Genomic DNA, 24,820 nt, shown 5'->3' on the forward strand with positions numbered 1-24,820 from the left:
GGGCCTGCTCAGGCGAACACGCGCTGGAACCGCTCGCTGAAATCGCGGTGCGCCGTGTCGCGCAAGGGCGACCCGTGCCCGCACAGCGCATGCTGGAAGCCCAAGCCCTGCAGGCGCTGGAAATCGGCGGCCTTGGGCTCGTTCACCTGGTGCCACACGGGGCCGATGTTGGCCGGCTGGAAGAAGCCCATGCCGGTCATGCGCTCGCGCGAGGCCTCGTCGAAGAAGCGGTCGGGCGCCACCCAGTGCTGCAGCGCGTCGCAGGCGACGACGATGCCACCCTCGCGGTCGAGGTGCAGGATGCCTTCGGGCAGCTTGGTGTGCTCGAAGGCGAACAGGGTGGCCCCGGCCACCGGCATCGGGCCACCGGGCACCAGCTCGCGGTCGGCCACCAGGCCATGCTCGTGCTGCATGCCGGGCAGGGCCCAGAAGGTGGCGCCGTAGCGCTGCTTGTAGAAGGCGTCGTCCCGGCCGTGCAAGGAGCCGATCTTGACCACGTGCTTGACCGTGCCCAAGGCCTCGAGCTGGGCCAGGCCCTCGTCGCTGAGGCGGATGGCGTTGATGAGCGTGAGTTCGCCGCCCTCGCGCACGACCGTCATGTTCCGGCTGAAGTGCCAGTGCGCGCCCATCAGCTGGGTGAGCATGGTGCCGGTGACGAAGAAGACGTCGGGAAAAACCTCTTCGAGGTCGCCGTGCGGCAGGGCTTCAGGGAGGGCGCTCATGGTGTTGTTGGTGACTTCGGAAAGGCGCGCAGCGTACTGCGCCGGCCGGGGCGCGGCAATGCGATCAAACGCCTAGCCGCGCCCTCGGGCTCAGCCCGGAACGATCACCGCCACCGGCTCCGGCGCCCACAGGGTGCCGGCGCGGGCGGCCCGCACCGTGGCCAGCACCAGGCCAAACACCACAACCGAGGCCAAGGCCAGCAGGGCCACCGCCCCCGTGCCGGGCTGCAGGCGCAAGCTCAGCGCCGCGAAGGCCGCCAAAGGAAAGGACATCGCCCAAAACGGCAAGGCGAAGCCCGTGCGCTTCAAGCGCGGCAGCAGGGTCAGGGCCAGCAACAGGAAGCCCAGCGCCACGCCCCAGGCCATCCAGGCCAGCAGGGGCGGTGCCCCGAACTGCAGCGCCCCCAAGCCCACCACGGCAGGCGGGGCGACGGTGACGAAGCCGGTGGCCAGCAGGCGCTCGGGCCACAGGCCGTGGTTCACCAAGCGCTGAAACAGCAGGGCCAGCACCATCGGCCACAGGAACAGGCCCAGGCCGAACTGCGCGGCCGACCAGGCCTCAAAGCCCAGGCCCACGCCCGCCAGGGGCGCCAGCACGTTGCCCACCACCGGGAGGATCAGCACGGGCGTCAGGCCCGCGTGGCCCACGGCCGGGCCCCGCCACCAGCGGGACAGCACCCACAGGGTGACCGCGGCCTGCGCCGCGCAGCCCAGGCCCCAGGCCGCCGCCACCCAGGGGCTGGCGCCCCACAGGCCGAAGGCCAGGGTGGCCAGCAGGATGAGCGAGATGGGGAGGGCGGCCACAAAGGCGTGGCGCACCGGGTGCTTCAGGTCCTCGGCCCAGGCGTCCGGGTGGCGCAGGGCCCGCAGCAGGCTGGCCCCCCCCAGCGCCAGGAACAGCAGCGCGGCCAGCGCCGCCAAGGCGGTGCTCACGCTGGCGGCCACCGGCCCCATCAGGAGCTCGGCCCGGTGCCAGGCCAGGGCCAGGCCGGCCAAGCCCATCACCATGGCGAAGTGGCCGGGGCCGAGATGGCGCAGGGACTGCCCGGTGGCGCCGCTCATGCCGCCCTCCCGGCCAGCGAGGCCTGCAGCCAGCGCAGCAACTCGGCCTCGGGCAGGGCGCCGCTGCGGCGGGCGATCTCTTCACCGCGGTGGAACAGCACCACGGTGGGGATGGAGCGGATGCGGCTGCCCACCGAGGCCTTGGGGTTGGCATCGGTTTCGACCTTGGCAAAGCGCACGCCCGGCGCGCGCGCGGCCGCGGCCTTGAAGTGCGGGGCCATGGCCTGGCAAGGGCCGCACCATTCGGCCCAGAAGTCCACCAGCACCGGGGCGTCGCTCTTGGCGATGTAGTCGGCAAACACCGCGTCGCTCAGGTCGACCGGGTGCGGCGGGGCAAGTTCGGTTTGGCAGCGCCCGCACACGGGTGCGTCGCCCAGGCGCTCGTCGGGCACGCGGTTGGTGGCGCCGCATTTCGGGCAGACGAGGTGCATCAGCACCCTCCCTTCACGCCGAAGCGGCGCAGGATCGACTCCATCAGGCACCACTTCGTCAGGCCGCTTTGCAGCAGGTTGGCGCCCACGAAGGCGGTGAAGGCGAGAAACCAAGGGCTGACGAACACCGGGCTGCCGGGGATGCCCAAGGCCAGGGACAGCAGGATGAAGGTGCCGGCGACGACGCGGACGATTTGCCAAGAGCTCATGGGTTACTCCTTCAGAAACGAGAGGCGGTTGCGGTAGGCGACGTAGTACAGGATGGGGATGACCACCAGCGTGAGCACCGTGCTCACGGCGATGCCGAAGATCAGCGAGATGGCCAGGCCGTTGAAGATGGGGTCGTCCAGGATGAAGAAGGCCCCGGCCATGGCGGCCAAGCCGGTCAGCAAGATGGGCTGCGCGCGGGTGATGGCGCTGGTGACGATGGCGCGCTCGAAGGCCATGCCTTCGCGCACCTGCAGGTTGATGAAGTCCACCAGCAGGATGGAGTTGCGCACGATGATGCCGGCCAGGGCGATCATCCCGATCATGCTGGTGGCCGTGAATGGCGCGCCCAGCAAGGCGTGGCCCGGCATGACGCCAATGACCGTCAGCGGGATGGGCGCCATGATGACCAGCGGCGTCAGGTACGAGCCGAACTGCGCCACCACCAGCAGGTAGATCAGCACCAGGCCCACGGCGTAGGCCAGGCCCATGTCACGGAAGGTCTCGTAGGTGATCTGCCACTCGCCGTCCCACTTCAGGCTCACGCCGCGGTAGGGGTCGGCCGGCTGGCGGATGAAGTGCTCTTGCAGGCGGCCGCCGTCGGGCAGGGTCAGCTCGCCCAGGGCCGAGCGAACGCCGAACAGGCCGTACAGCGGGCTGTCCACCACGCCGGCCACGTCGGCCACCACGAAGTGCACGCCCAGGCCGTCTTTGCGGTAGCGGGGCGGTTCGCGCAGGGTGTCGGTCACGGTGACCAACTCGCGCAGCGGCACCAAACGCGCATCCGGCCCGCCGGCGGCACGCACCTTCAGGCCCAGCAGGCTGTCCATCGACCCCTGCTCGGCCACGGGCAGTTGCAGGCGCAGCGGCAGGGCCTGGCTGCTTTGACCGTCCATGATCGACAGCACCTCGTCGCCGGCTTGCGCGGCGCGCAGCGTGGCCACGATGCTGGGCACGGCCACGCCCAGCTGGGCGGCCTTGCGGCGGTCCACCAGCAGCAGCTGGCGCGGCGCATCGGCGATGCCGCTGTCGTCCACGTCCACGATGCCGCGGCCCTTTTCCAGCACGGCGCGCACCTGCAGCGCGGCGGCGCGGCGGATTTCGGGGTCGGGGCCGTAGACCTCGGCCACCAGCGGGGCCAGCACCGGCGGGCCGGGCGGCACTTCCACCACCTTCACGTTGGCGCCGTAGCGGCGGCCGATGGCCTGCAACGCGGGGCGCAGCTTGGTGGCCGTGACGTGGCTCTTTTCGTGGCGCTGGCCTTTGGGCACGAGGTTGACCTGCAAGTCGCCCTGGTGCGGGTCGGCGCGCAAGAAGTACTGGCGCACCAGGCCGTTGAAGTTGATGGGGGCGGCGGTGCCGGCATAAGCCTGCACATGGGCCACTTCGGGCACGGTGGCCAGGTGCTGCGCCATCTCGCCCAGCACGGCGGCGGTCTTTTCCAGCGGCGTGCCGGCGGGCAGGTCGACCACCACCTGGAACTCCGACTTGTTGTCGAAGGGCAGCATCTTCAGCACCACCAGGCCCACGGCCGGCAGCAGCAGCGACAGGGCGATGAGCCCGGCCACGCCCAAGCCCAGCAGCTTGCGCGAACGGGCGCCGCGCCGGGCGTCGAGCAGCGGCGCGAACACGCGCTCGGCCAGGGGCGCGAGCTTCTTCGACAGGCCATGCAGGGCATTGGGGTCGTGGGCCTCGCCCTCGGGGATGGCCTTCAACCAAAGGCGGGCCAACCACGGCGTGACAACGAAGGCGATGGCCAGCGACAAGACCATGCCCATGCTGGCGTTGATGGGGATGGGCGCCATGTAGGGGCCCATCAGGCCCGACACGAAGGCCATGGGCAGCAGCGCGGCGATGACGGTGAGCGTGGCCAGGATGGTGGGGCCCCCCACCTCGTCCACCGCGCCGGGGATCAGCTCGCGCAGGCTCTTGCCCGGGTGCAGCTGCTGGTGGCGGTGGATGTTCTCGACGACGACGATGGCGTCGTCCACCAGGATGCCGATGGAGAAGATCAGCGCGAACAGCGACACGCGGTTGAGCGTGAAGCCCCAGGCCCAAGAGGCGAACAGGGTGACGGTCAGCGTGAGCATCACCGCCGTGCCCACGATGGCGGCCTCGCGCTTGCCCAGGGCGATGAACACCAAGGCCACGACGGAGGCGGTGGCGAACAGCAGCTTGGTCATCAGCTGCTGGGCCTTGTCGTTGGCGGTGGCGCCGTAGTTGCGGGTCAGCGTCACGACCACGTCGTCGGGCACCACGGTGTTCTTGAGCGCGTCCATGCGCGCGGTCAGGGCGTTGGCCACGTCGATGGCGTTCTCGCCCGCCTTTTTGGTGATGGCCAGCGTGAGCGCCGGGTGCGTGGCGCCACCGGCCTCGGTGTGCCACACGCTGCGCGTGGGCGGCAGCGGACCGTCGGTGACGGTGGCCACCTCGCTCAGGGCGATGGGCTTGCCCTTGCTCACGCCCACGATCAAGGCCTCGACCTCGCGGGCGCTGCTCAGCCAGGGGCCGGCTTCCATGGAGATGGCCTGGTTGCCCTGCACGCGATCGCCCAAGGGCGCGCTGGCGTGCGCGCCTTGCAGGGCCTGGCGCAGCGACAGGGCGTCCAAGCCCGCGCTGGCCAAACGGGCGGGGTCCAAGGCCACGGTGATGCCGCGGCCAGGGGCGCCCAGGGTTTGCACGTCGCGCACGCCGGGCACGCGGGCCAGTTCGGCCTCGATGCTGCGGGCCACGCGCTCCAACGCGGCGGGGCCCTCACGGCCATCGCGGCTGTGAAGGCTGAAGGCCACGATGGGCACGTCGTCGATGCCCTTGGGCTGCACCAGCGGCGCCATCGCGCCCGGCGGCAGTTGCCCGGCGTGGCTGCTCACGGCATCTTGCAGGCGCACCAAGGCTTCGGTGCGCGGCACGCCCACCTTGAACTGCACGGTAAGCACGGCCAGGCCCGGGCGGCTGACGGCCATCACGTGCTCCACGCCCTGCATCCCCGAGAGCCAGCGTTCCACGGGGATGGCCACGCGCTGCTCCACGTCGGGCACGCCCGCGCCGGGGTAGGCCACCAGCACGTTGGCCATGGTGACGTTGATCTGCGGCTCTTCCTCACGCGGCGTGACCATCACCGCAAAAACGCCCAGCAGCAGGGCCACCAAGGCCAGCAGCGGCGTGATCTGCGCCGCCTGGAAGAAGGCGGCGATGCGGCCCGAGACGCCAATCGGGGTGGGGGGGCTCATTTCGTGGCTCCCACGGTGGCCGGCGCGGTCAGCACGCGGTCGCCCGCGCTCACACCGGCCAGGATCTCGACGTCAGCGCCCAGCACCGGCCCGAGCCGCACTTGGCGCAGCAGGGGCTTGCCTTGCGCGCTCAGCACGTAGACGGCGTCGAGCTCGCCGCGGCGGATCACGGCGCTGCGCGGCACACGCAGGGCATTGCTGCCCGCGGTTTGCGTCCCGGTTTTGGGCATCACGACGCGGGCGAACTGGCCGGGCGCGGCGGCGGTGCCGGCGGGCAGGTCCAGCCGCAGGGTGACGGTGTGCGAGGCGGCGTCCACCAAGGGCAGGCGCTCGATGCGCGTGGGGGCGAGGCCGGCGCCGCTGCCACTCAGTTCGACCTGCACGGCAGTGCGCTCGCGCAGCGCGGCCTCGGCCAGGGCCACGGGCACGGCGGCCGTGACGCGCAGCTGGCGCGGGTCCACCACCGTGGCCAGGGGGCGGCCGGGCTGGGCCAGGTCGCCCAGGGTCACGGGCAGCTCGGCCAGCACGCCGTCGAAGGGGGCACGCAGCTCGTGCAGGCCGGTTTGGGTTTGCGCGGCGCCCGCGGCGGCCAGCTGGGCCTTGGCCTGCGCCTGGGTGGCCTGGCTCTGGGCCTCGGCCTGGTCCAGCGCCGCGCGGCTGATGAAGCCTTGCTGGAAGAGCTGCTGCTGGCGCGCCAACTCGCGCTGCGCCAGGTTCAGCGTGGCGCGGGCGGCCTCGGCCTGGGCGCCAGCGGCCTGGGCCCCTTGCGCAGCGGCGCGGGCGTCGACCCGCAGGATGAGCTGCCCGGCCTTGACCGGGTCGCCCGCGCGGAGCTTGAGCTCGATGACGGCCCCTTGCACCGGCACCGACAGCACGGCCTGGCGCTCGGCCTCGACCACGCCTTCCACGCGCTGCACGCCCCCGGCGGCCTGGGCCTGCACGGTGTGGGTCGGGGGCGCGGCGGCCGGCGCCGCCTGGCCGGTGCCGAGGGCGGCGGCCAACAGGACGGAAAGCAGCGAGAGGGAAGCGGTGCGGTGCGTCATGGGGTGGACATCCGAGGTTGTTGCTTCTATTATTTGAGCAATCACGCAAATATGCAAGTGAGCCGACAATGCCCGCCATGAGTTCGCGCAAAAAGTCCCCCGCCCCCAGCATGGAGCACCTGCCCGAGGCGGTGCTGTCCGACGTGGCGGCCTTCTTCCAGGCCTTGTCCGAGCCGACGCGCCTGCGCGTGCTGAACCAGCTGCGGGAGGGCGAGCGCAAGGTGGGCGAGCTGGCCGAGCTGGCCTGCACGACCACGGCCAACGTCTCGCGCCACTTGAGCTTGCTGCAGCAGCGCGGCATCGTGCTGCGCGAGGGCCGGGGCACCAGCGTGTACTACCGCATCGCCGACCCGGCCATTTACGACCTGTGCGACCTGGTGTGCGGCGCCGTGGCCCGCCAGCACGTGGAACAGGCGCAAGCCCGGGGATTGGTCTGACCCTCAGCGCCCTCGGCGCGCTGCCGTGACAATCGCCGGCTTCCGCCTGACCCTGCTCCGGAGCCGCCCGATGAAGCCGACCTTCCCCCTGTCCGTGTTGCGCGCCAGCGCGCTGGCCTTGGCCCTGGCAGCTGCCCTGCCGGCGGCCCACGCCGCCATCGACATGCCCGCCGGCGTCGCCTGGCAAGCGGCCTCGGCCGACAGCGACATCGAGGCCGCCTTCGCCCGCGCCAAGGGCGAGAAGAAGCCGGTGCTGCTGTACTGGGGCGCCAAGTGGTGCCCGCCCTGCAACCAGCTCAAGGCCACGCTGTTCAACCGCACGGACTTCATCGCGCAGAGCCAGAACTTCGTGCCGGTGATGATCGACGGCGACCTGCCCGGGGCGCAGAAGCTGGGCGCCCGCTTCAAGGTGCGTGGCTACCCGACCCTGATCCTCTTCAGCGCCGACGGCCAGGAGATCACCCGCCTGCCCGGCGAGGCCGACGCGCCGCGCGTGCTCAAGCTGATGCAGCTCGGCCTGTCCGGCGGCCGCCCGATCAAGGCCGTGCTGAACGACGCCCGCGACGGCAAGGCCCTGAAGGCCGGCGAGTGGCAGCTGCTGGGCTACTACAGCTGGGACACCGACGAGCAGCAGCTGGTCAGCGAGCCCCTGCGCGCCGAGCTGCTGCGCCGCCTGGCCACGCGCAAGGGCGTGCCGGCCGAAACCCGCACCCGCTTGGTGCTCAAGGGCCTGGCCGCCAGCGGCGGCACGGGCGAGGCCGCCTCCCAAGTGGAGCGGGCCACCGTGGCCGCCGTGTTGCGCGACCCGAAGCAGGCCCGCGTGCACATGGACGTGCTGACCAACCAGGCCGTGGACATCGTGCACGCGCTCTACCGCCAAACCGGCACCGAGCGTGACGCCACCGTGGCCCAGCTGCAGCGCACCTTGGCCGCGCTGCAGGCCGACAAGACCCTGTCGCGCGCCGACCGCACCAGCGCCTTGATCGCCCGGGTCAACCTGGCCCGCATCGACGAGCCCAAGGGCAGCCTCAACCCCAAGCTCGACCCGGCCCTGCTGGCCGAGGTGCGCGGCCTGAGCACGCGCATGGACCGCGAGATCACCGACGGCTACGAGCGCCAGGCCGTGATCACCGCCGTGGGCCACTTGCTGGGTCAAGCGGGCTTGTGGACCGAGAGCGACGCGCTGCTCAAGAGCAACCTGGCCAAGAGCCACTCGCCCTACTACCTGATGAGCCAGCTGGGCAGCAACGCCCGCAAAACCGGCCGCGTGGAAGAGTCGCTGAGCTGGTACGAGCAGGCCTTTGCCAAGAGCGAGGGCCCGGCCACGCGCCTGCAGTGGGGCGGCACCTACTTCAAGAACCTGATCGAGCTCACGCCCAACGACAGCGCGCGCATCGAAAAGCTGGTGTCACAGCTGATCACCGAGGCCGCGGCCGACAAGGGCGCGTTCTACGAGCGCAGCGCCCGCTCGCTGCAGCGCGTGAGCGACCAGCTCGTGCCCTGGGGCACGGGCGCCAACGCGCCGGTGCTGGCCCGCCTGCAAGCCCAGCTCGGCGGCGTGTGCGCCAAGCTGGACAGCGGCGAGCGCAGCACCTGCGACGGGCTGCTGAAGGCGAAGAAGGGCTGAGGTGCCCGAGCGGGCGCCTCAGCGCGCCCGCTGCGCCGCGTCGATCAACTTCCCGGTTTCGTTGCCGCTGGCCTGGCCCCGGGCATCAAGGCGCCAGTAGTCGAACACGTCCTTCTGCGAAATGGTCACCTCTTGGCCCGCCTGCAAGCGGGCCACTTGCCGAGGCTCGTTCTTGAGCAGGCCGCGCACGCGATCGCCCTCCCACGCCAGCACCTCGACCCACATCCATTCGGTGCCGCCGTCGTCGGTGGCGAAAGGCGCCTTGAGCTGGATGAACTCGCCGGGCGCCAGGCCCTTGCGGAAGGCTTCGCGCAGCGCCGGCAATTGCGCACGGGCCCGCTCGCTGGCGGCCTTCAGCGCCGCGTCGTGCCGCACGAGCCGGACCTCTTTCTCGCCGCTGCCATACATGCGCGCCAGGGCACTGTGCTGCCGGGCTGCGTGGTCCGCGCCGGGATGGCCATCGAAGCTCAGCTCGGCCAAGGCGTTGTCCGGATCGCCCTCGTCGCGCCGTCCGCCGACCAGCCGAAGTTCGGTGCGGCCGCTGCCCTCGGCAATCAGGCTCTGACGGGCTTCGGCCCGCATGCCGGCGTGCCGAACCTCGTTCACGTCCAAACGCCACCGCCCCCCCGGTCCAATGGCCTGCCCCTCGACCAAGCGCTGCGCGCTCAGTTGGAGGAGATTGCCCATGGCGCGCTGGTCGGACCAGGCGAAGGCGTCGACCACCACGTCCGGCATGCCGAACTTGTTCATGCCCAAGGTGATGGCGCGCACACCGCGGTCGGCCTTGTAGGCGTGGATGACGGTGTGGGCCCGGACCAGGGGCACGGCCCCCTCCCAGGCCTGCAAGCGGGACTCACGCCAAGCCGGCAGTGAGAAGGCCTCGCGGGTGTTGCCGTCCCACAGCGTGCCGCCAGTTTGGGCGGCGGTCTCGGCCAACAAAGCCATGGCCGGGCGGTAGCGCGCCATCGCCTCGGTCCCTGGATGGAAGAACACCACGAGCAGGGCCTGCTTCGAGGCTTGCAGGGCGGCGGCCTGCTGGGCGTCAAGACCGCGCCCGAAGTACGCGATGTGCTGGGGGCTGGGGATGGGCAGTTGCCGGGGCAGGTCCGTCACCAGCTGCACCAGCATCGTGGGTTTCGACGGGGCCGAGGTCGGCACCTTGTCGACCCACTGCGGGGCGGCCGGCAGGCGCGCGTGCAAGGCCCGCAGGGTGGCCACCGGCGAGGCCTTGGGTTGGCCGTCGAAGTAGACGGCGAAGTCCATGACGACCATCGCCTGCCGGGGCGAGCCCTCGGTCCAAGCTTGCCCAGCCTTGGGCGACTGCGCTTGGACCGGCGCCAGCACCCCCATGGCCGCGACCAGCACCGCGACGCACAGCACGCGGCCGCGCCGGCGCTGGCGGTCGATCCCGGTCACAGAGCGGCCACGCGATGCGCGTCGGCCAGGGTCGGTTGGGGCGCGGCGTTCATTTCTTCTTGGGTCGGTACAGCGCTTCGTAGAGCGCGATCCAGTCGGCCGCGCTCATGCGCTGGACCAGGCGGTCGATGAGCTCGTAGGGCAGGTGCTCGGGCTTTTTGTAGCGCACGCAGCTCTTGCCAACGTCCAGCTTGTGGGGGCTGGCCTTGGCGTGCTCGGCCTGGAACCAGGCCATGAATTCGGGCTGCGCGTACAGGCCCATGTGGTACAGGTTGATCGAGGCCTTTTGCGAGGCGAAGCTGAGGAAGGGCAGGGGCAGCTTGGGGTCGCAGTGGTAGCCCGCCGGGTAGCGGCTGTGAGGCACGACGTAGCCCACCATGCCGTAGCTCATGGCCTCTTCAAAGCCCAGCGGCGTGAGGCGGTCGCGCAGCAGCGCGCGCAGCTGGCGCAGCGCTGCTTGCCGATCGGCGGGGGCTTCGTCGAGGTAGGCGTCGACGCTCGCCGCGGCGGACTGCATGGCCTTACTTCAGCAGGCCTTCGGCCTTGAGCGCGGCTTGCACCGAAGGGCGCGCGCCGATGCGGGCGTGGTACGCCGCCAGGTTCGGCCAGTCGGCCAGGTTCAGGCCCACGTAGCCGCCCCAGCCCAGCACGGTGAACAGGTAGGCGTCGGCCACGCTGAAGCCGCCGTCCAGCAGGAACTCCCGGTCGGCCAGGCGGGCGTCGGTCCAGCTCAGGCGCTTCTTGAGCGTGTCGGTGGCCACGGCCTTGGCCGCGGCGTCGAAGCCGGGGTGGAACAGCGGGCCAAAGCCCTTGTGCAGCTCGGTGCCGATGAAGTTCAACCACTCCTGCAGGCGGGCGCGGGCCAGGGTGCCATTGGCCGGGGCGAGGTGCTTGTCGGGCACTTGGTCGGCGATCCACTGCACGATGGCCGGGCCTTCGGTCAGGCGCTCGCCGTTGTCGAACTCGAGCACCGGCACGTAGCCCTTGTCGTTGATGGCGTAGAAGTCGCCGCCGTCGGCCGTCTTGTGGCTCTTGGTGCTGACGCGCACCGCCTCGAAAGGCAGGCCGGATTCCAGCAGCACGATGTGCGGGGACAGGGAGCAAGCGGCGGGGGCGTAGTAGAGCTTCATGGCGGTCAAAAGATGGAGGGTTGCTCGGGGTGCTGCCGCAGCAGCTCGGTCAGCTCGTCGGCGCTGAGGGGCTTGGCGAACAGGTAGCCCTGGGCGCTGGCGCAGCCGCAGCCGATCAGCAAGTCTCGCTGGGCTTCGGTTTCCACGCCCTCGGCCAGGGTGCTCAGGCCCAGGGCGTCGGCCATTTGCACCACGGCGCGCACGATGCCGGCGGCCCCGGCGCTGTCGGTGGCGTCGCGCACGAAGCTCTGGTCGATTTTGAGCTTGTCCACGCGCAGGCGCTTGAGGTAGCTGAGGCTGGAGTAGCCGGTGCCGAAGTCGTCGATGGCCAGGCCCACGCCCAGGGCCTCCAGGCGGTCAAGCGTGGCGGCCACCTTGTCCTGCTCTTGCATCAGCACCGACTCGGTCAGCTCCAGCTCCAGGTACTGCGCGGGCAGGCCGGTCAGGGCCAGGGCCTCGTTCACTTGCTCGTCGAGGTGGCCACGGCGGAACTGCAGCACCGAGATGTTGACCGCCATCTTGATCGGCGGCAGGCCCATGCCGATCCAGGTGGACGCCTGGCGGCAGGCCTCGAACAGGGCCCAAGCCCCCATGTCGACGATCAGACCGCTGTCTTCGGCCACGGGAATGAACTGCGCGGGCGACACCGGTCCGAGCTCGGCCGAGGTCCAGCGCATCAGCGCCTCCACGCCCTCGATGTGCCCCGTGGCCAGGTTCACCTGCGGCTGGTAGCGCAGCGACAGCTCGCCGCGCTCCAGCGCCTTGGCCAAACGCGAGCGCAGCTGCATGCGGGCCAGGGCTTCGGCATTCATGGCCGCGTCGTAAAAGCGGTAGCCCTTGCGGCCGGCCGACTTGGCGCGGTACATGGCCGTGTCGGCGGCCTGCATCAGGCTGTCGAAGTCGGCCGCGTCGTCGGGGAAGAGGGCGATGCCGACCGACAGGTGCAAGGGCAGGTCGTGCCCGTCGACCATGACGCTGCGCCGCGACAAGGCCATCACCTTCTCGGCCACGGCGGTGACCTCGGCGCCGTCCTTCACCCCGGGCAGCACGATGCAGAACTCGTCGCCGCCTTGGCGGGCCACGGTGTCGGCCTGCCGCAGCTGGCCCTGCAGCTCCTGCGCCAGGTGCTTGAGCAGGGCGTCGCCGGCGGCGTGGCCCAAGGTGTCGTTGACCTCCTTGAACTGGTCGAGGTCGATGAACATCAGGGCCACCTTGTGACGCGCGCGCGCGGCCCCGGCCATGGCCAGTTCGGCGCGGTCGCGCAGCAGGCTGAGGTTGGGCAGGCCGGTCAGGGCGTCGTGGAGGGCCTGGTGCGCCAGCTGCGCGCGGCCCTCGGCCACGGCCCGCTCGGCCTCCAACAGGCGGTCGCGCTCGCTCAGCTGCTGGGTTTGGCGCAGCACGGCCAGCAGCAGCATCAGCAGGCCCAGGCCCGCCAAGAGCCCGCGCGGCGCCGCCGCCATGCGCTCGCTCAAGACCAGGAGGCCGAGCGCGCCGGAGGCCAGGGCCACCATGGTCAGGGGCAGCATGCGCAAGATGCCCTCGCACAGGCGGTCGAAGGCCGGGTCGCGGTTGATGTCGGTGCGCAGGCGGGCGGCGCCCCAGGCCATGAGCAGCGTGGGCAAGGAGTACAGCAGGCCCAGCACCGAGCCATTGGCCACCGGGCCTTTCAACAGCGCCACGTTCCAGCTCATCCAGGCCACGGCATGGCCCAAGAGCCCCAGCGTGATGGCCGCCCCCGCGGCCGTGGGGCGCTGCCGCTGGTGGAGCAGGGCGAACACGGAGGTGAAGGCCGCGCTGATCAACAGCACCGGGTAGGCGATGGACACGACGACGGCGCCCATGGCATTGCTGTCGGCCAGGGGCAAGTACAGGGTCAGCGCGAAGGCCAGGGATGCCGTGGCGGCGCCCAAGACGTCCAGGCCCACGCGCCGCCACACGGGCGCCTGCCCGGGCAGGTGCAGCAGGCTCATGAAGCCCAGGGCCACGCCCGGGCCGAGCGTCAGAAACAGCAGGTCGGCCGGGGCGGGGAAGGGGTTCCAGCCGCTGGCCAGTTGCACCATGTAGACGAGCTGGCCCAGCAGGGTGAGGGCCAGGGTGGCGGCAAAGATGCGGCGCGCCCGGTTGTCGATGGCCTGCTCGGCGTGGCCCACCGAAGAGGCCACCACCCCCACGCTAGCGGCATAGGCCAGGGTCCAGTGGGCGTTGTCGGCCCAATCGGCCCACCCCGCTTGGGGCCGCCACGCGGCCAGGCCCCACAAAAGCAAGGTCAGGCCCGTGCTGGTGACCAACACGGCGTTTTGCAGCGCCTTCGGCTCCCTCGTCGTCAACCCATCCCCCTGAAGTGTTGCGGCGGGCCCAGTGTAGGAAGGGAATGCGCCGCGGCCACCTCATCCCCCCACTTGGGCGTCCCGCCACTCGTCCACGGCCCACCGCCATTCGCCACGGTCCGCCCGCCATTCGCCCTGCCGGCCCCAAAGCGCGCCGGGTGGGTCCCAATAATCGCGCCCACTTCGACGCCCCAACCAGGATCCACCGTCATGACCCCTTCTCGACTTCGCCCCCCGCGCCGCATGGCTCCCATGCTGGCGGTGCTGGTCGCCGTGCTGGCCAGCCTGCAGTCGGCCGACGCCGCCTCGCCCAGCCTGGAACTCAAGGCCTGCCGCCTGCCCGGCCACCCGACCGAGCTGCAGTGCGGCACCCTGAAGCGCCCGCTGGACCCCGCCCAGCCCCAGGGCACCCAGATCGACCTGCGCGTGGTGGTGCTGCCGGCCTTGGCGCGCAACAAGCTGCCCGACCCGGTCGTCATCCTGGCCGGCGGCCCGGGCCAAAGCGCCGTGGACTTGCTGCCGGTGGTGGCCCCGCGCTTCAGCCGGCTGAGCCAGCGCCGCGACCTGGTGTTCGTGGACCAACGCGGCACGGGCAAGAGCGCCCCGCTGGAGTGCGCCGACGAAGCGGGCCTGTCCATGGCCCAGGGCCTGGACATGGAGGCGCAGATGAAGCGCCTGGACGCCTGCCGTGGGCAACTGGGCCAGTTGCCGCACGGCGACCTGACCCAGTACACGACCACGATCGCCATGCAGGACCTGGACGCCGTGCGCCAAGCCCTGGGCGTGGCGCAATGGAACGTGCAAGGCGGCAGCTACGGCACCCGGGCCGCGCTGGAGTACCTGCGCCAGTTCCCGAAGGCCACGCGCCGCGTCATCTTGGACGGCGTGGCGCCGCCCGACATGGTGCTGCCCCGCAGCTTCAGCGCCGACAACCAGGCCGCCCTGGACGCCTTGCTGGCCCATTGCGCACAAGACGCCGGTTGCCAGAAGGCTTACCCCGACCTGGCCGGCCAGTGGAAGCGCCTTTTGGCCAGCCTGCCGCGCGAGGTCAGCGTCCCCCACCCGGTGACCGGCAAGCTGGAAACGGTGCGCCTCCAAGCCATGCACGTGCTGCGCGCCGTGCGCGGGCCGATGTACGTACCCTCGCTGACGGCCGTGGTGCCGGCGGCGATCGCCCAGGCCAGCGAAGGCGACTTCAACGCCCTCGTCGGGCTGAGCAGCGGCATGGGCGGCCGCGCCGGCCGCCTGGCCATGGGCATGCACTTCTCGGTCGTGTGTGCCGAAGACCTGCCGCGCATGCCCCTGTCCAAGGACCCCGTTGGCGCCGACTACGGCACGATGGAAGCGCAGCTGTACGGCCGCGTGTGCGCCGACTGGCCCAAGGGCAAGGTGCCGCCGGCGTTCTACGAGATCCCCAAGGCCCAGAGCGCCGTGCTGGTGCTCAGCGGGGGCGCCGACCCCGTGACCCCGCCGCGCCATGGCGAGCGCGCCACCGCCGCGCTGGGCAGCCTGGCCAAGCACGTCGTCGTGCCGGCCGCCGGCCACGGCGTGAGCGGCCTGCCCTGCATGCGCGACGTGATGGCCAAGTTCATCGAGGCCCCGACCGACGCCGAGGCCCTGGCGGTGAAAGCCGACTGCGCCGCCACCATGCCCCGCGCCACGGCCTTCGTGCCGCCCAACCCCTCCCTGCCCCCCGTGAAGAAGGAAGGCCAGAAATGATCACCATCGACCGCGTCACCAAGCGCTTCAAGGCCGCGCCCGCCAAGGCCTCCGGCTTGGGCGCCCTGTTCAAGCGGCCGGCGGCCGCCTACGTCGAGGCCGTCAAGGGCGTGTCCTTGAGCGCCACCAACGGCCGCATCACCGGGCTGCTGGGCCCCAACGGCGCCGGCAAAACCACGACCCTGCGCATGCTGGCCGGCCTGTTTGCGCCCGACAGCGGCGGCATCGACGTCGACGGGATCGACGTGACCCGCGCGCCGCAGCAGGCCCTGGCCCGCATGGGCATCCTGGGCGACGCGCACGGCCTGTACCCGCGCCTCACCGCCCGCGAGAACATCGTCTACTTCGGCCGCCTGCAAGGCATGAGCCGCGAGGCCGCGCTGGCCCGCAGCGAGGCCCTGAGCGATCTGCTGGACCTGAAGAAGGTCATCGACCGCCGCACCGAGGGCTTCAGCCAGGGCGAGCGCATGAAGACCGCGCTGGCCCGCGCGCTGGTGCACGACCCGGCCAACATCGTGCTGGACGAGCCCACCAACGGCCTGGACGTGCTGGCCACTCGCAGCTTGCGCGAGGCCCTGCGCCACCTGGCGCGCGACCAGGGCAAGTGCATCGTGTTCTCCACGCACATCATGCAAGAGGTGGAGTACCTGTGCGACGAGGTGGTGGTGGTCAGCCGCGGCAGCTCCGTGGCCCACGGCAGCATCCCCGCCCTCAAACAACAAGCCGGGCAAGAGCGTTTTGAAGACGCCTTCGTGGCCCTGGCCTTCCCCGACCTGAAGGAGACCGCATGAGCGCCGTCCCTGCCCGCCAAGCCCACCCCTCGGTGCTGAACCACGTTGCCATCGTCTTCCTCAAAGAGCTGGTGGACGCCCTGCGCGACCGCCGCACCCTGATGCGCCTGGCCCTGCCCGCGCTGCTGATGGGCCCGCTGATGCTGTTCCTGCTCAGCGGCCTGATCGCCCAGTTCGAAACCCGCGCGCAGCAGCGCGAGGTGGTGGCCCACGGCATGCAGCACGCGCCGACCTTGCGCAACTACATCGAACGCCAGAACTACAGCATCAAGGAGGCCCCGGCCGACTACGAGGCGCAGCTGCGCAGCGGCAAGCTGGGCGACGCCGTGCTCGTCGTGCCCGCCACCTTCGAGGCCGAGTTGGCGCGCGGCGACCAGCCGAGCATCGAGGTGGTGACCGACAGCGCCAACCAACGCGCCAGCGTCGGCGCCGGGGCCGTGGCCCGCTTGGTGACTGGTTTTGGCCAAGAACGCGCCGGCCAGCACCTGATGCTGCGCGGCGTCTCGGGCGAGGTGCTGCGCCCCGTGGACATGACCGAACGCGATCTGGCCTCGCCCGGGGCTCGGGCCTCGCGCATCACCAGCATGATCCCGATGTTCGTGATCATGGCCGTGCTGTACGGCTGCCTGACCGCGGCGCTGGACGCCACCTCGGGCGAGCGCGAGCGCGGCTCCCTGGAGCCCCTGCTGACCAACCCCGCCAAGCACCTCAGCTTGGTGGGCGGCAAGTTCGGCGCGGTGGCCCTGCTGGGCGTGGCCGTGGCCGCCTTGGCCAGCCTGAGCTTCGTGCCGGCGCAGTGGCTGCTCAAGAGCGACAGCCTGCAGGCCATGTTCCGCTTCGGCTGGCAGGACGCGCTGCTGTTCACCGCCCTGCTGGCGCCGCTGGCCGCGGCCCTGGGCGCCCTGCTGATGGCCGTGGCCATCCGCACCAAGACCTTCAAGGAAGCCCAGGCCAGCGCCACGCTGGTGATGACGATGGTGAGCCTGGCACCCATGGTGGCCCTGCTGAACCCCGGGGCCGACGCGCCTTGGTACTACTGGGTGCCCGGCCTGGGCCAGAACCAGCTGATGATGCTGGTCCTCAAGGGCGAGCCGGTGACGCTGGCGCAATGGGGCCCTTCGCTGGTCACCGCCGGCGTGCTCACGGTGGCCTGCTTGGTGTTCGTGGCGCAGCAGATGCGCGCCGCCGCCAGCCGCTGAGCCAGCGCGCCTACAGTGCAAGGGCCTCTTCGGAGGCCCTTTTTTCATGCCCAAGCCGCCCCTTCCGCCCCACCTGCAAGCCGCGCTGGACCGCAGCCGCCGGCTCGTGCGCAAGCGCGCCCTCGTTGCGGCCGGGGTGGCCGCCGTGCCCGTGCCGGGCTTGGACTGGGCCACCGACATGGCCGTCTTGCTGCGCCTGATCCCGCAGATCAACGCCGCCTTCGGGCTGAGCGCCGAACAGGTCGAGCGCCTGGCGCCCGAGCGGCGCGTGGCGGTCTACAAGGCCATCTCCGCGGGCGGCGGGGTGCTGATCGGGCGCCTGGTGACGCGCGAACTCGTGATGAAGGCGCTGAGCGTGGTGGGCGTGCGCCTGTCCACCCAGCAGGCCGCCAAGTTCGTGCCCTTGGCCGGGCAGGCGGTGTCGGCCGTGCTGACCTACACGGCGCTCAAGGCCGTGTGCGAGCTGCACATCCAGCAGTGCTTGGCGGTGGCGCAACAGCTGAATCTGCCGGCGCCGGGCTGAAGCGCGGCCCCAGGCTATGGCCGCGATCAAGCCTTTCGCTTGGACGCGCGCAGGCGGTCTCGCCACACTGGCGGCCTGTCTTCGTTGAGGGGTTCGCCATGGCCAAGTCGCTGTCGTTCGGGGTGCTGCATGTGGGCACCGCCTTTGGCATCAGCTACGCGCTGACGGGCGACCTGGCCATCGCCGTCGCCATCACCTTCGTCGAGCCCCTGGCCAACACGGTGGTGCACTACTTCCACGACAAGCACTGGCCGAGGCTGGCGGCCTGGGGGCAGGCGCTGTTCAGCGGGCGTTCGTCGGCCTGGGAGGCGGAGCCGGTTCGCTGACCGGGTCGGTCGGCGCGGCGCAGGGCTGCTGCGTGCGGCGGCAGGTGTCGCCGGTGGCGCCAATCCGCCCAAAGGGCAGGCAGGCGGTGTGGCACCACAGGGCATCGGTCTGGGCCCGGACCCAAACCGCGTGCCAAGGCGGCGGCGCGGGCGCCAGCCATGCCCGGCGGCTCACATCGCACATCGAACGGGCCCGAAGGCGAACGACCTCCGCCTGCAAGGCCAGGACTTCGGCCCGTTGCGCCTGGCACAGCGCGCTGACCCGGGCTTGCAGGGCGGCGTAGCGTCGCAGCAGCAGGCGGTGCTCGGCCTCGAGCTCGGCGCAGGGTGCCATCGTGCCCGTCGACGCCGTGGCTCGCATCGGCCTCAGGCGGGCACGGGGCGCAGCCCCCAGACCGGCGCCGCGCCCGCGCCGCGTTCGGCCTTGGGGCCCGGCGCGGTGGCGAAGCAAGCTTGGGCGCACTCGCGGCAGGCGCCGCAGGCCGTGGCCACGCGCAGCTCGTCTTGCAAGGCGTCGAAGTCCGGGCAGCCGGACGCCGCCGCGGCGCGGATGTCGCGGTCGGAGACGCGGTGGCAGACACAAACGATCATGGTGCACGCATCGTAATGCGAATGATTCGCATTGGCAAGCTTGGTGGGCACTCCTGGCGTCCCGACTGCCGCTACGCTTGCCGTCACCCCCTTCCCCCGCAGGAGCCCCCGATGCAAGGCGACGCCCAGGTGCTGGTCCACCTCAACCAGCAGCTCAAGTTGGAACTGACCGCCATCAACCAGTACTTCCTGCATGCGCGCATGCTGAAGAACTGGGGCCTGATGCGCATGGCCAAGCACGAGTACGACGAGTCCATCGAAGAGATGAAGCACGCCGACCGCCTGATCGAGCGCATCCTCACGCTGGACGGCCTGCCCAACCTGCAAGACCTGGGCAAGCTCTACATCGGCGAGGACGCCGTGGAGACCCTGCGCTGCGACCTGCTCATCGAACAGGCCTCGCACGGGCACCTCAAGGACGCCATCGCCCACTGCGAGGCGGTGCGCGACTACGTCAGCCGCGACCTCCTGGCCGCGATCTTGGACGACACCGAAGAGCACATCGACCACCTGGAAACCCAACTCGGGCTGGTGGCCCAGGTGGGCGCGCAGAACTACCTGCAAACGCAGATGGGCGGCGAGGCCAGCGGCAGCTGAACCACGCGCGCTCAGCGCGGCCGGGTTTGGTCTTCCATCCAGCCCAGCCAGCGCAGGGCCTGCTCGCGGCTGTGGCCGCACATCTCCTCGCTGGGCGCCAGCGAGCCGCACACCGCCGGTCGCTCGGGCCGGCCGAAAAGTCGGCATCGGTCGTCGTCGTCCAGTTGCGCGCAGCGCACCCCAGCCGGCTTGCCTTGCGGGTGGCCGGGAATGGGCGTGCTGATCGAGGGGGCGATGCAACAGGCGGCGCAGCGCGGGCGGCAGTCCATGGCGCCATGCTGCCATGCCCATGCCCTTCGCCAGGGCCGGCGGTGGGCGCCGACACTGGCCGGATGAGCGCCGCCATCCCCACCGCCACGCCGACTTGGTCGGTCCACCTGAAGCTCTTGGGCATGGCCGCGCTGTGGGGCGCCTCTTGGCCCACGGGCAAGGTGGTGGCCCAGGCCCTGCCGGCGATGACGGCCAGCACCTGGCGCTTTGCCCTGGCACTGGGCTTGATGCTGGCGTGGCTGGGCGCCACGGTGGGCGTCCGATCGCTCACCGCGCTGTCGGGCAGGCAGTGGGCGGGCCTGGCCCTGGGCGGTGCCTTGGGCGTGTTCGGCTACGCCGCTTTCTTCTTGCTGGGTTTGCAGCACGTGCCCGCCGGGCGCGCGGCCTTGGTGGTGACGACCAACCCGGTGCTGACCTCGCTGCTGGCCGCCTGGTGGTTTGGCGAGCGCCTGAACGCGCGCATCGGCTTGGGCATGGCCTTGGCCGTGGCGGGCGCGGCGGTGGTGCTGACGCACGGCGCCCCTTGGACCCTGCTGAGCGGCGGGGTGGGCTGGGGCGAGGCCCTGCTGCTGGGCTGCGTGCTGTGCTGGAGCGGCTACACCCTGGTGGCCAAGCGCCTGCTGGGCGGCATCGACGCGCTGACCACCACCACGGTGACCGCCGGCTTCGGGCTGGCGCTGCTCGCCTTGAGCGCTTGGGGCTTCGAAGGCCGCGAGGCCCTGGCCCAACCGTTGCAGGCCAGCGCCGGCGTGTGGGCCGCCTTGGTCTTCTTGGCCGCAGGCGCCACCGTGCTGGCTTACGCCTGGTACTTCGAAGGGGTCAAGGCCCTGGGGGCGGGATCGGCCTCGGCTTACATCAGCCTGGTGCCGGTCTTCGGCGTGCTGTTCGCGACGCTCGGCCTGGGCGAGGCGGTGGACGCCTCCCTGCTGGTCGGGGGCGCCCTGGTGCTGGCGGGTATGGTGGTGATGAACCGCGCGCGCCGTTGACGCCGCCTTGACGCAGGGCAAGGGCCCGGCGCCTACGGCCGGGCAGGATGGGGCCCCCGCTGGAGACGCCCCATGACCACCGTTTTGAACCACCTCGACGCCGCCGTGGACGCGGTGCTGGCCCGCGTGCAAGGCCCCATCGTGCTGGGCCTGCCCCTGGGCATCGGCAAGCCCAACCCCTTCGTGAACCGCCTGTACGCGCGCATGAAGGCCGACCCCAGCCGCCCCTTGACCATCATCACGGCGCTGAGCCTGGAGGTGCCCACGGGCAAGAGCGAGCTGGAACAGCACTTCCTGGCGCCGCTGGTCGAGCGGGTGTTCAAGGACTACCCCGACCTGGCTTACGTGAAGGACCTGCGCGGTGGCACGCTGCCGCCGCACATCCAGGTGCGCGAGTTCTTCTTCAAGACGGGCGACTACCTCAGCAACGAGCTGGCGCAGCAGCAGTACATCAGCACCAACTACACCTTCGTGGCGCGCGACATGCTGGGCCAGGGCCTGAACGTCATCGCCCAGGCGGTGGCCACGCAGGGCCAAGGCGAGGACTGGCGCCTGAGCCTGTCCAGCAACCCCGACGTGATCCTGGAGTTGGTGGAGCGCTTCGCCGAGACGGGGCAGCCGCTGCTGAAGGTTGGCGTGGTCAACCGCGAGATGCCCTTCATGCCCAACGGGGCCGAGGTGTCCCCCGACTTCTTCGACCTCGTGGTGACCGACCCCGCGGCCACGCACACCCTGTTCGCACCGCCCAACGCCAAGGTGAGCACGGCCGACCACGCCATCGGCCTGCACGCCAGCAGCCTGGTCAAGGACGGCGGCACGCTGCAGATCGGCATCGGCTCCTTGGGCGACGCCATCGCGCAGGCGCTGATCGTGCGCGAGCGCCACGGCGCCGAGTACCGCCGCATCCTGGAAGGCCTGTGCCCCGAGGGCCTGGCGGGCCGGGAACTGGGGCGCTTCGAGCAAGGCCTGTACGGCTGCTCGGAGATGTTCGTCAATGGCTTCCTGCAGCTGATCGAGGCCGGCCTGATCCGGCGCGAGGTCTACGGCGACGCGGTGCTGCAGGCCCTGGTGAACGAAGGGCGCATCGACCCCGCCGCCCCCGGCGAGGCGGCGCTGCAGGCGCTGCGCGAGGAAGGCCGCATCAGCGAGCCGCCCACGGCCGAGGACCTCGCCTTCCTGAAACGCTTCGGCCTGCTGGTGGTGGGGCCCGACGGTGCGCTCGAGCCCGGGGCGCGCCTGCGCAGCGGCCACTGCATGACGGGCGGCTTCTTCCTCGGCCCCGGCGACTTTTACGAGCGCCTGCGCACCATGCCGGCCGAGAGAAAAGCGCGCATCGACATGACGCGCATCGACTTCATCAACCAGCTTTACGGCCACAGCGCCGAAGAGACGCAGCTCAAGCGCGTACAGCGGCGCCACGCGCGCTTCATGAACACCACGATGAAGGTGACCCTGCTGGGCGCCGCGGCCTCGGACGCGCTCGAATCGGGCCAGGTGGTGAGCGGCGTGGGCGGGCAGTACAACTTCGTGGCCATGGCCCACGCGCTGCCCGACGCGCGCTCCATCCTGATGCTGCGCGCCACGCACGACACGAAGGACGGCCCGGTCAGCAACCTCGTCTTCAGCTACGGGCACACCACCATCCCGCGGCACCTGCGCGACATCGTCATCACCGAGTACGGCGTGGCCGACCTGCGCGCGCAACCCGACCACGAGGTGGTGCAGCGCTTGATCCGCATCGCCGACTCCCGCTTCCAACCCGAGCTGGTGAGCGCCGCGCAAGCCCATGGCAAGCTGCCGCGCGACTGGCAACTGCCCGAGGCCTGGACGCACAACACCCCCCAGGCGCTGGACGACCGCTTGCACCCCTGGACGGTGGCCGGTCTGCTGCCCGGCTTCCCCTTTGGCACCGACCTCACGGCCGACGAGTTGAAGATGGTGGCCGCGCTGCGCCGCTTGAAGAAGGCCACGCAACACCCGGTGGAGCTGGTCACGATGGCGCTCAAGAGCCTGTGGGAAGGCAAAGAAGCGCCCCCGGCCTACCTGGAACGCCTGGGCCTGGACGAGGCCCAAGGCTTCAAGGGCCTGTTGCTCAAGCGCCTGTTCGCCGGGAATTTGTAACGGCCGGCGGGCCGCGCCGTGGCGCCGCCGGCACGGGCCACTGAGGGTTAAGTCACGGCGGCGACGCCGCCGTGCGGGCCCGGGTGTCAGACTCTCGTCAGGAACGGGGGCAGCCCCTATGCTGCGCCGCTTTCCCTGGCCCCGGAGCAAGCCCTGGACACGGCCCCCAACCCCCTGTCGACCCTGGCCGCGCAGCGGCACGACAAACGCGCCCGGCGCGTTCGCACGCTGTGCCTGCTCAGCGCGGTGGCGCTGTGCGCCAGTTTGTTGACGGGCCTGGGGTTCGCGAAGCCCGTGGTGAGCGCGGTGCTGAGCCTCAGCGCTGTGGGCTGCATGGCGGCGTACCTCTTTGCGCGGCAAGGGCGCGACCGACTGGCGGTCAACCTGATGCTCAGCACGCTGTTCATCGGCCTGTCCACCCTCATGTGGTCGAACATGGGCCTGCGGGACCCGGCGATGGCGGCCTACCCGGGCGTACTGCTGTTCACCGCCCTCTTGGGCGAGCGCCTGCTGTTCCGCGTGCTGCTGACGGCGATGGTGCTCAACGTGCTGGCCGTGGGCCTGGCCGACTTGAACGGCTGGGTGCGCTTCGTGGTCAAGCCCATGAACTGGTCGATCATCACCGACCACGCCACGCTCTTGCTCATCACCGGCTTGGCGGCGCGCTGGTTGGCGCGCGACCTGATGCTGGCGGTGACGCAGGTGGAGGCCGAGGCGCGCAGCGCCCAAGACCACGCCGACCAGGTGCGCTACCTGAGCCACCACGACAGCCTCACCGGCCTGCCCAACCGCGCCTTGGCGCAAGAGCGCTTCGAGCGCGCTGCCGCCCACGCCAAGCGCAGCGGCGAGCAGGTGGCCTTGCTGTACTTCGACCTCGACCACTTCAAGCTCGTCAACGACAGCATGGGCCACCCGGCCGGCGACGCGCTGCTGCAGGCGGTGGCACAACGCCTGCAGCCGCTGATCCGCGACACCGACACCCTGGCCCGCTTCGGCGGCGACGAGTTCCTCATCCTGCTCACCGGGCTGGACCGCGGCGAGCGCGCCAGCCGCGTGGCCGAGCAGGTGGTGGCGGCACTGGCCGAGCCCTTCAGCGTGCAGGAGCGCAGCGTGAACTGCGGGGGCTCCATGGGCGTGGTGCTGTACCCGGCCGACGCCCAGGCGTTCGACGACCTGGTCAAGCGGGCCGACCTGGCCATGTACCGCGCCAAGGAAATGGGCCGCGGTCAGTTCCACTTCTTCGACGAGCGCTTGCAGGCCACGGTGGAGGAGCAACTCGTGCTGGACGCCGCGCTGCGCGAGGCTCTGCTGCGGGGCGATCAATTCCGCCTGGCCTACCAGCCGCAGTACGACCTCGCCACCGGCGACCTGTCCGGGTTCGAGGCTTTGCTGCGCTGGAAGCACCCCGAACTGGGCGAGGTGTCGCCCGCGCGCTTCATCCCGCAGGCCGAACGCAATGGCTTCATCGTGCCCTTGGGCCTGTGGGTGGTGCGCACCGCCTGCCAGCAGGTGCAGACCTGGCGCGAGGCCGGCATGCCCGCACACCTGCGCGTGTCGGTCAACGTGAGCCCGGTGCAATTGCGCCGCACGGGCTTTGCCGAGCAGGTGCGGCAGGCCTTGGCCGAGACGGCCCTGCAACCGGGCGCGCTGGAGCTGGAGCTGACCGAGTCCATGCTGATGGACGAGGTGGGCGATGGCCCGCGCACCTTGAACACCCTGGTGGACATGGGCGTGGAGCTGGCCATCGACGACTTCGGCACGGGCTACTCCAACCTTGGCTACCTGCGCCGCTTCCAAATCGGCCGGCTCAAGATCGATCGCTCCTTCGTCGCCCGCCTGGGCGGCACGGCGCACGACGAAGCCATCGTGCGCGCCGTGGTGCACATGGCCCAGAACCTGGGCCTGCGCACCGTGGCCGAGGGCGTGGAAACCGAGGCCCAGCGCGAGCTCCTGCAGCGCCTGGGCTGCAACCAGGGCCAGGGCTTCTTGTGGCACCCGGCCCTGGCGCCGGCCGCCTGCGAGGCGCTCTGGCGCCAGGCCTAGGCCCGGCCCAGCGCCCCGCAGC

24 protein-coding genes are annotated in these 24,820 nt (G+C 71.0%); 11 read left to right on the plus strand and 13 right to left on the minus strand.

Features of this window, described 5'->3' with window-relative positions; all coding sequences use genetic code 11:
* Nucleotides 1-8: 8 nt before the first annotated feature.
* From EOD73_RS14230 to EOD73_RS14255, 6 genes are all read right to left on the minus strand, one after another.
* The gene (locus EOD73_RS14230; protein ID WP_127683690.1) at nucleotides 9-722 is read right to left on the minus strand and encodes a hypothetical protein; all 714 of its coding nucleotides are present in this window, start codon (nucleotides 720-722) and stop codon (nucleotides 9-11) included.
* Nucleotides 723-812: 90 nt separating this feature from the next.
* Nucleotides 813-1,784 carry an SLAC1 family transporter gene (locus tag EOD73_RS14235; RefSeq protein ID WP_127683691.1) on the minus strand — a complete coding sequence of 324 codons (972 nt, stop codon included), beginning with the start codon at nucleotides 1,782-1,784 and terminating at the stop codon, nucleotides 813-815.
* A complete protein-coding gene (gene trxC / locus EOD73_RS14240; RefSeq protein ID WP_127683692.1) occupies nucleotides 1,781-2,215 on the minus strand; it encodes a thioredoxin TrxC in 435 nt (144 codons plus the stop codon). The genes EOD73_RS14235 and trxC overlap by 4 nt, the downstream gene beginning before the upstream one ends.
* On the minus strand, nucleotides 2,215-2,424 hold the full coding sequence (locus EOD73_RS14245; protein ID WP_127683693.1) for a YgaP family membrane protein: 210 nt from the start codon (nucleotides 2,422-2,424) through the stop codon (nucleotides 2,215-2,217). The genes trxC and EOD73_RS14245 overlap by 1 nt, the downstream gene beginning before the upstream one ends.
* A gap of 3 nt (nucleotides 2,425-2,427) precedes the next feature.
* Entirely contained in the window at nucleotides 2,428-5,652 is a 3,225-nt protein-coding gene (locus EOD73_RS14250; protein WP_127683694.1) for an efflux RND transporter permease subunit, read from the minus strand.
* Nucleotides 5,649-6,695: an efflux RND transporter periplasmic adaptor subunit gene (locus tag EOD73_RS14255; RefSeq protein ID WP_127683695.1), complete on the minus strand. Its 1,047-nt coding sequence runs from the start codon at nucleotides 6,693-6,695 to the stop codon at nucleotides 5,649-5,651. Before EOD73_RS14255 ends, EOD73_RS14250 begins: the two co-directional genes overlap by 4 nt.
* Before the next feature lie 110 nt (nucleotides 6,696-6,805).
* On the opposite strand from EOD73_RS14255, the gene EOD73_RS14260 reads away from it, so the two are divergent.
* Both EOD73_RS14260 and EOD73_RS14265 read left to right on the plus strand, forming a co-directional pair.
* Complete coding sequence (locus EOD73_RS14260; protein WP_127683844.1) at nucleotides 6,806-7,132, plus strand: ArsR/SmtB family transcription factor; 327 nt, start codon at nucleotides 6,806-6,808, stop codon at nucleotides 7,130-7,132.
* A 70-nt stretch (nucleotides 7,133-7,202) separates the two neighbouring features.
* Nucleotides 7,203-8,759 (plus strand): thioredoxin family protein, encoded by a 1,557-nt coding sequence (locus EOD73_RS14265; protein WP_127683696.1) that lies wholly within the window; start codon nucleotides 7,203-7,205, stop codon nucleotides 8,757-8,759.
* 18 nt (nucleotides 8,760-8,777) lie between these two features.
* Here EOD73_RS14265 and EOD73_RS14270 read toward each other — a convergent pair whose 3' ends face one another.
* Genes EOD73_RS14270 through EOD73_RS14285 form a run of 4 tightly spaced genes read right to left on the minus strand, consistent with a single transcriptional unit; the run spans nucleotide 8,778 to nucleotide 13,596 of the window.
* Entirely contained in the window at nucleotides 8,778-10,175 is a 1,398-nt protein-coding gene (locus EOD73_RS14270) for a DUF2314 domain-containing protein (RefSeq protein ID WP_127683697.1), read from the minus strand.
* Between the two features lie 49 nt (nucleotides 10,176-10,224).
* Nucleotides 10,225-10,692 carry a DUF1801 domain-containing protein gene (locus EOD73_RS14275; protein ID WP_127683698.1) on the minus strand — a complete coding sequence of 156 codons (468 nt, stop codon included), beginning with the start codon at nucleotides 10,690-10,692 and terminating at the stop codon, nucleotides 10,225-10,227.
* 4 nt (nucleotides 10,693-10,696) lie between these two features.
* Nucleotides 10,697-11,305, minus strand: coding sequence for a glutathione transferase GstA (gene gstA, locus EOD73_RS14280; RefSeq protein WP_127683699.1), 609 nt, complete (start codon nucleotides 11,303-11,305; stop codon nucleotides 10,697-10,699).
* A gap of 5 nt (nucleotides 11,306-11,310) precedes the next feature.
* A complete protein-coding gene (locus tag EOD73_RS14285) occupies nucleotides 11,311-13,596 on the minus strand; it encodes a putative bifunctional diguanylate cyclase/phosphodiesterase (protein ID WP_127683700.1) in 2,286 nt (761 codons plus the stop codon).
* Between the two features lie 279 nt (nucleotides 13,597-13,875).
* Here EOD73_RS14285 and EOD73_RS14290 point away from each other — a divergent pair, with 279 nt between their 5' ends.
* The 5 genes from EOD73_RS14290 (at nucleotide 13,876) to EOD73_RS14310 (ending at nucleotide 18,190) form a co-directional block, all read left to right on the plus strand.
* Nucleotides 13,876-15,351, plus strand: coding sequence for an alpha/beta fold hydrolase (locus EOD73_RS14290; protein ID WP_240660724.1), 1,476 nt, complete (start codon nucleotides 13,876-13,878; stop codon nucleotides 15,349-15,351).
* Nucleotides 15,348-16,142 carry an ABC transporter ATP-binding protein gene (locus EOD73_RS14295; RefSeq protein ID WP_127683701.1) on the plus strand — a complete coding sequence of 265 codons (795 nt, stop codon included), beginning with the start codon at nucleotides 15,348-15,350 and terminating at the stop codon, nucleotides 16,140-16,142. Before EOD73_RS14290 ends, EOD73_RS14295 begins: the two co-directional genes overlap by 4 nt.
* Nucleotides 16,139-17,341, plus strand: a complete 1,203-nt coding sequence (locus EOD73_RS14300; protein WP_127683702.1) for an ABC transporter permease — start codon at nucleotides 16,139-16,141, stop codon at nucleotides 17,339-17,341. Before EOD73_RS14295 ends, EOD73_RS14300 begins: the two co-directional genes overlap by 4 nt.
* A gap of 46 nt (nucleotides 17,342-17,387) precedes the next feature.
* The gene (locus tag EOD73_RS14305) at nucleotides 17,388-17,864 is read left to right on the plus strand and encodes a hypothetical protein (protein WP_127683703.1); all 477 of its coding nucleotides are present in this window, start codon (nucleotides 17,388-17,390) and stop codon (nucleotides 17,862-17,864) included.
* A 98-nt stretch (nucleotides 17,865-17,962) separates the two neighbouring features.
* Nucleotides 17,963-18,190, plus strand: a complete 228-nt coding sequence (locus EOD73_RS14310; RefSeq protein ID WP_127683704.1) for a DUF2061 domain-containing protein — start codon at nucleotides 17,963-17,965, stop codon at nucleotides 18,188-18,190.
* Here the strand turns inward: EOD73_RS14310 and EOD73_RS14315 are convergent.
* Nucleotides 18,147-18,524 carry a hypothetical protein gene (locus EOD73_RS14315; protein ID WP_127683705.1) on the minus strand — a complete coding sequence of 126 codons (378 nt, stop codon included), beginning with the start codon at nucleotides 18,522-18,524 and terminating at the stop codon, nucleotides 18,147-18,149. The two genes, EOD73_RS14310 and EOD73_RS14315, sit on opposite strands and share 44 nt — an antisense overlap.
* A 32-nt stretch (nucleotides 18,525-18,556) precedes the next feature.
* On the minus strand, nucleotides 18,557-18,781 hold the full coding sequence (locus EOD73_RS14320) for a (2Fe-2S)-binding protein (protein WP_127683706.1): 225 nt from the start codon (nucleotides 18,779-18,781) through the stop codon (nucleotides 18,557-18,559).
* Nucleotides 18,782-18,892: 111 nt separating this feature from the next.
* Between EOD73_RS14320 and bfr the strand changes: the two genes are divergently transcribed.
* Nucleotides 18,893-19,378 carry a bacterioferritin gene (gene bfr, locus EOD73_RS14325; protein ID WP_127683707.1) on the plus strand — a complete coding sequence of 162 codons (486 nt, stop codon included), beginning with the start codon at nucleotides 18,893-18,895 and terminating at the stop codon, nucleotides 19,376-19,378.
* Between the two features lie 11 nt (nucleotides 19,379-19,389).
* Here bfr and EOD73_RS14330 read toward each other — a convergent pair whose 3' ends face one another.
* Complete coding sequence (locus EOD73_RS14330; protein ID WP_127683708.1) at nucleotides 19,390-19,647, minus strand: YkgJ family cysteine cluster protein; 258 nt, start codon at nucleotides 19,645-19,647, stop codon at nucleotides 19,390-19,392.
* Between the two features lie 63 nt (nucleotides 19,648-19,710).
* Here EOD73_RS14330 and EOD73_RS14335 point away from each other — a divergent pair, with 63 nt between their 5' ends.
* The 3 genes from EOD73_RS14335 to EOD73_RS14345 all read left to right on the plus strand — a co-directional run bounded on the left by EOD73_RS14335 (nucleotide 19,711) and on the right by EOD73_RS14345 (nucleotide 24,798).
* A complete protein-coding gene (locus EOD73_RS14335; RefSeq protein ID WP_127683709.1) occupies nucleotides 19,711-20,634 on the plus strand; it encodes a DMT family transporter in 924 nt (307 codons plus the stop codon).
* Between the two features lie 72 nt (nucleotides 20,635-20,706).
* The gene (locus EOD73_RS14340; RefSeq protein WP_127683710.1) at nucleotides 20,707-22,755 is read left to right on the plus strand and encodes an acetyl-CoA hydrolase/transferase C-terminal domain-containing protein; all 2,049 of its coding nucleotides are present in this window, start codon (nucleotides 20,707-20,709) and stop codon (nucleotides 22,753-22,755) included.
* A gap of 297 nt (nucleotides 22,756-23,052) precedes the next feature.
* Complete coding sequence (locus EOD73_RS14345; protein WP_127683711.1) at nucleotides 23,053-24,798, plus strand: putative bifunctional diguanylate cyclase/phosphodiesterase; 1,746 nt, start codon at nucleotides 23,053-23,055, stop codon at nucleotides 24,796-24,798.
* The last annotated feature ends 22 nt before the right edge of the window (nucleotides 24,799-24,820 follow it).

This window comes from Inhella crocodyli, from assembly GCF_004004565.1.
Classification (GTDB): Bacteria; Pseudomonadota; Gammaproteobacteria; order Burkholderiales; family Burkholderiaceae_C; genus Inhella; species Inhella crocodyli.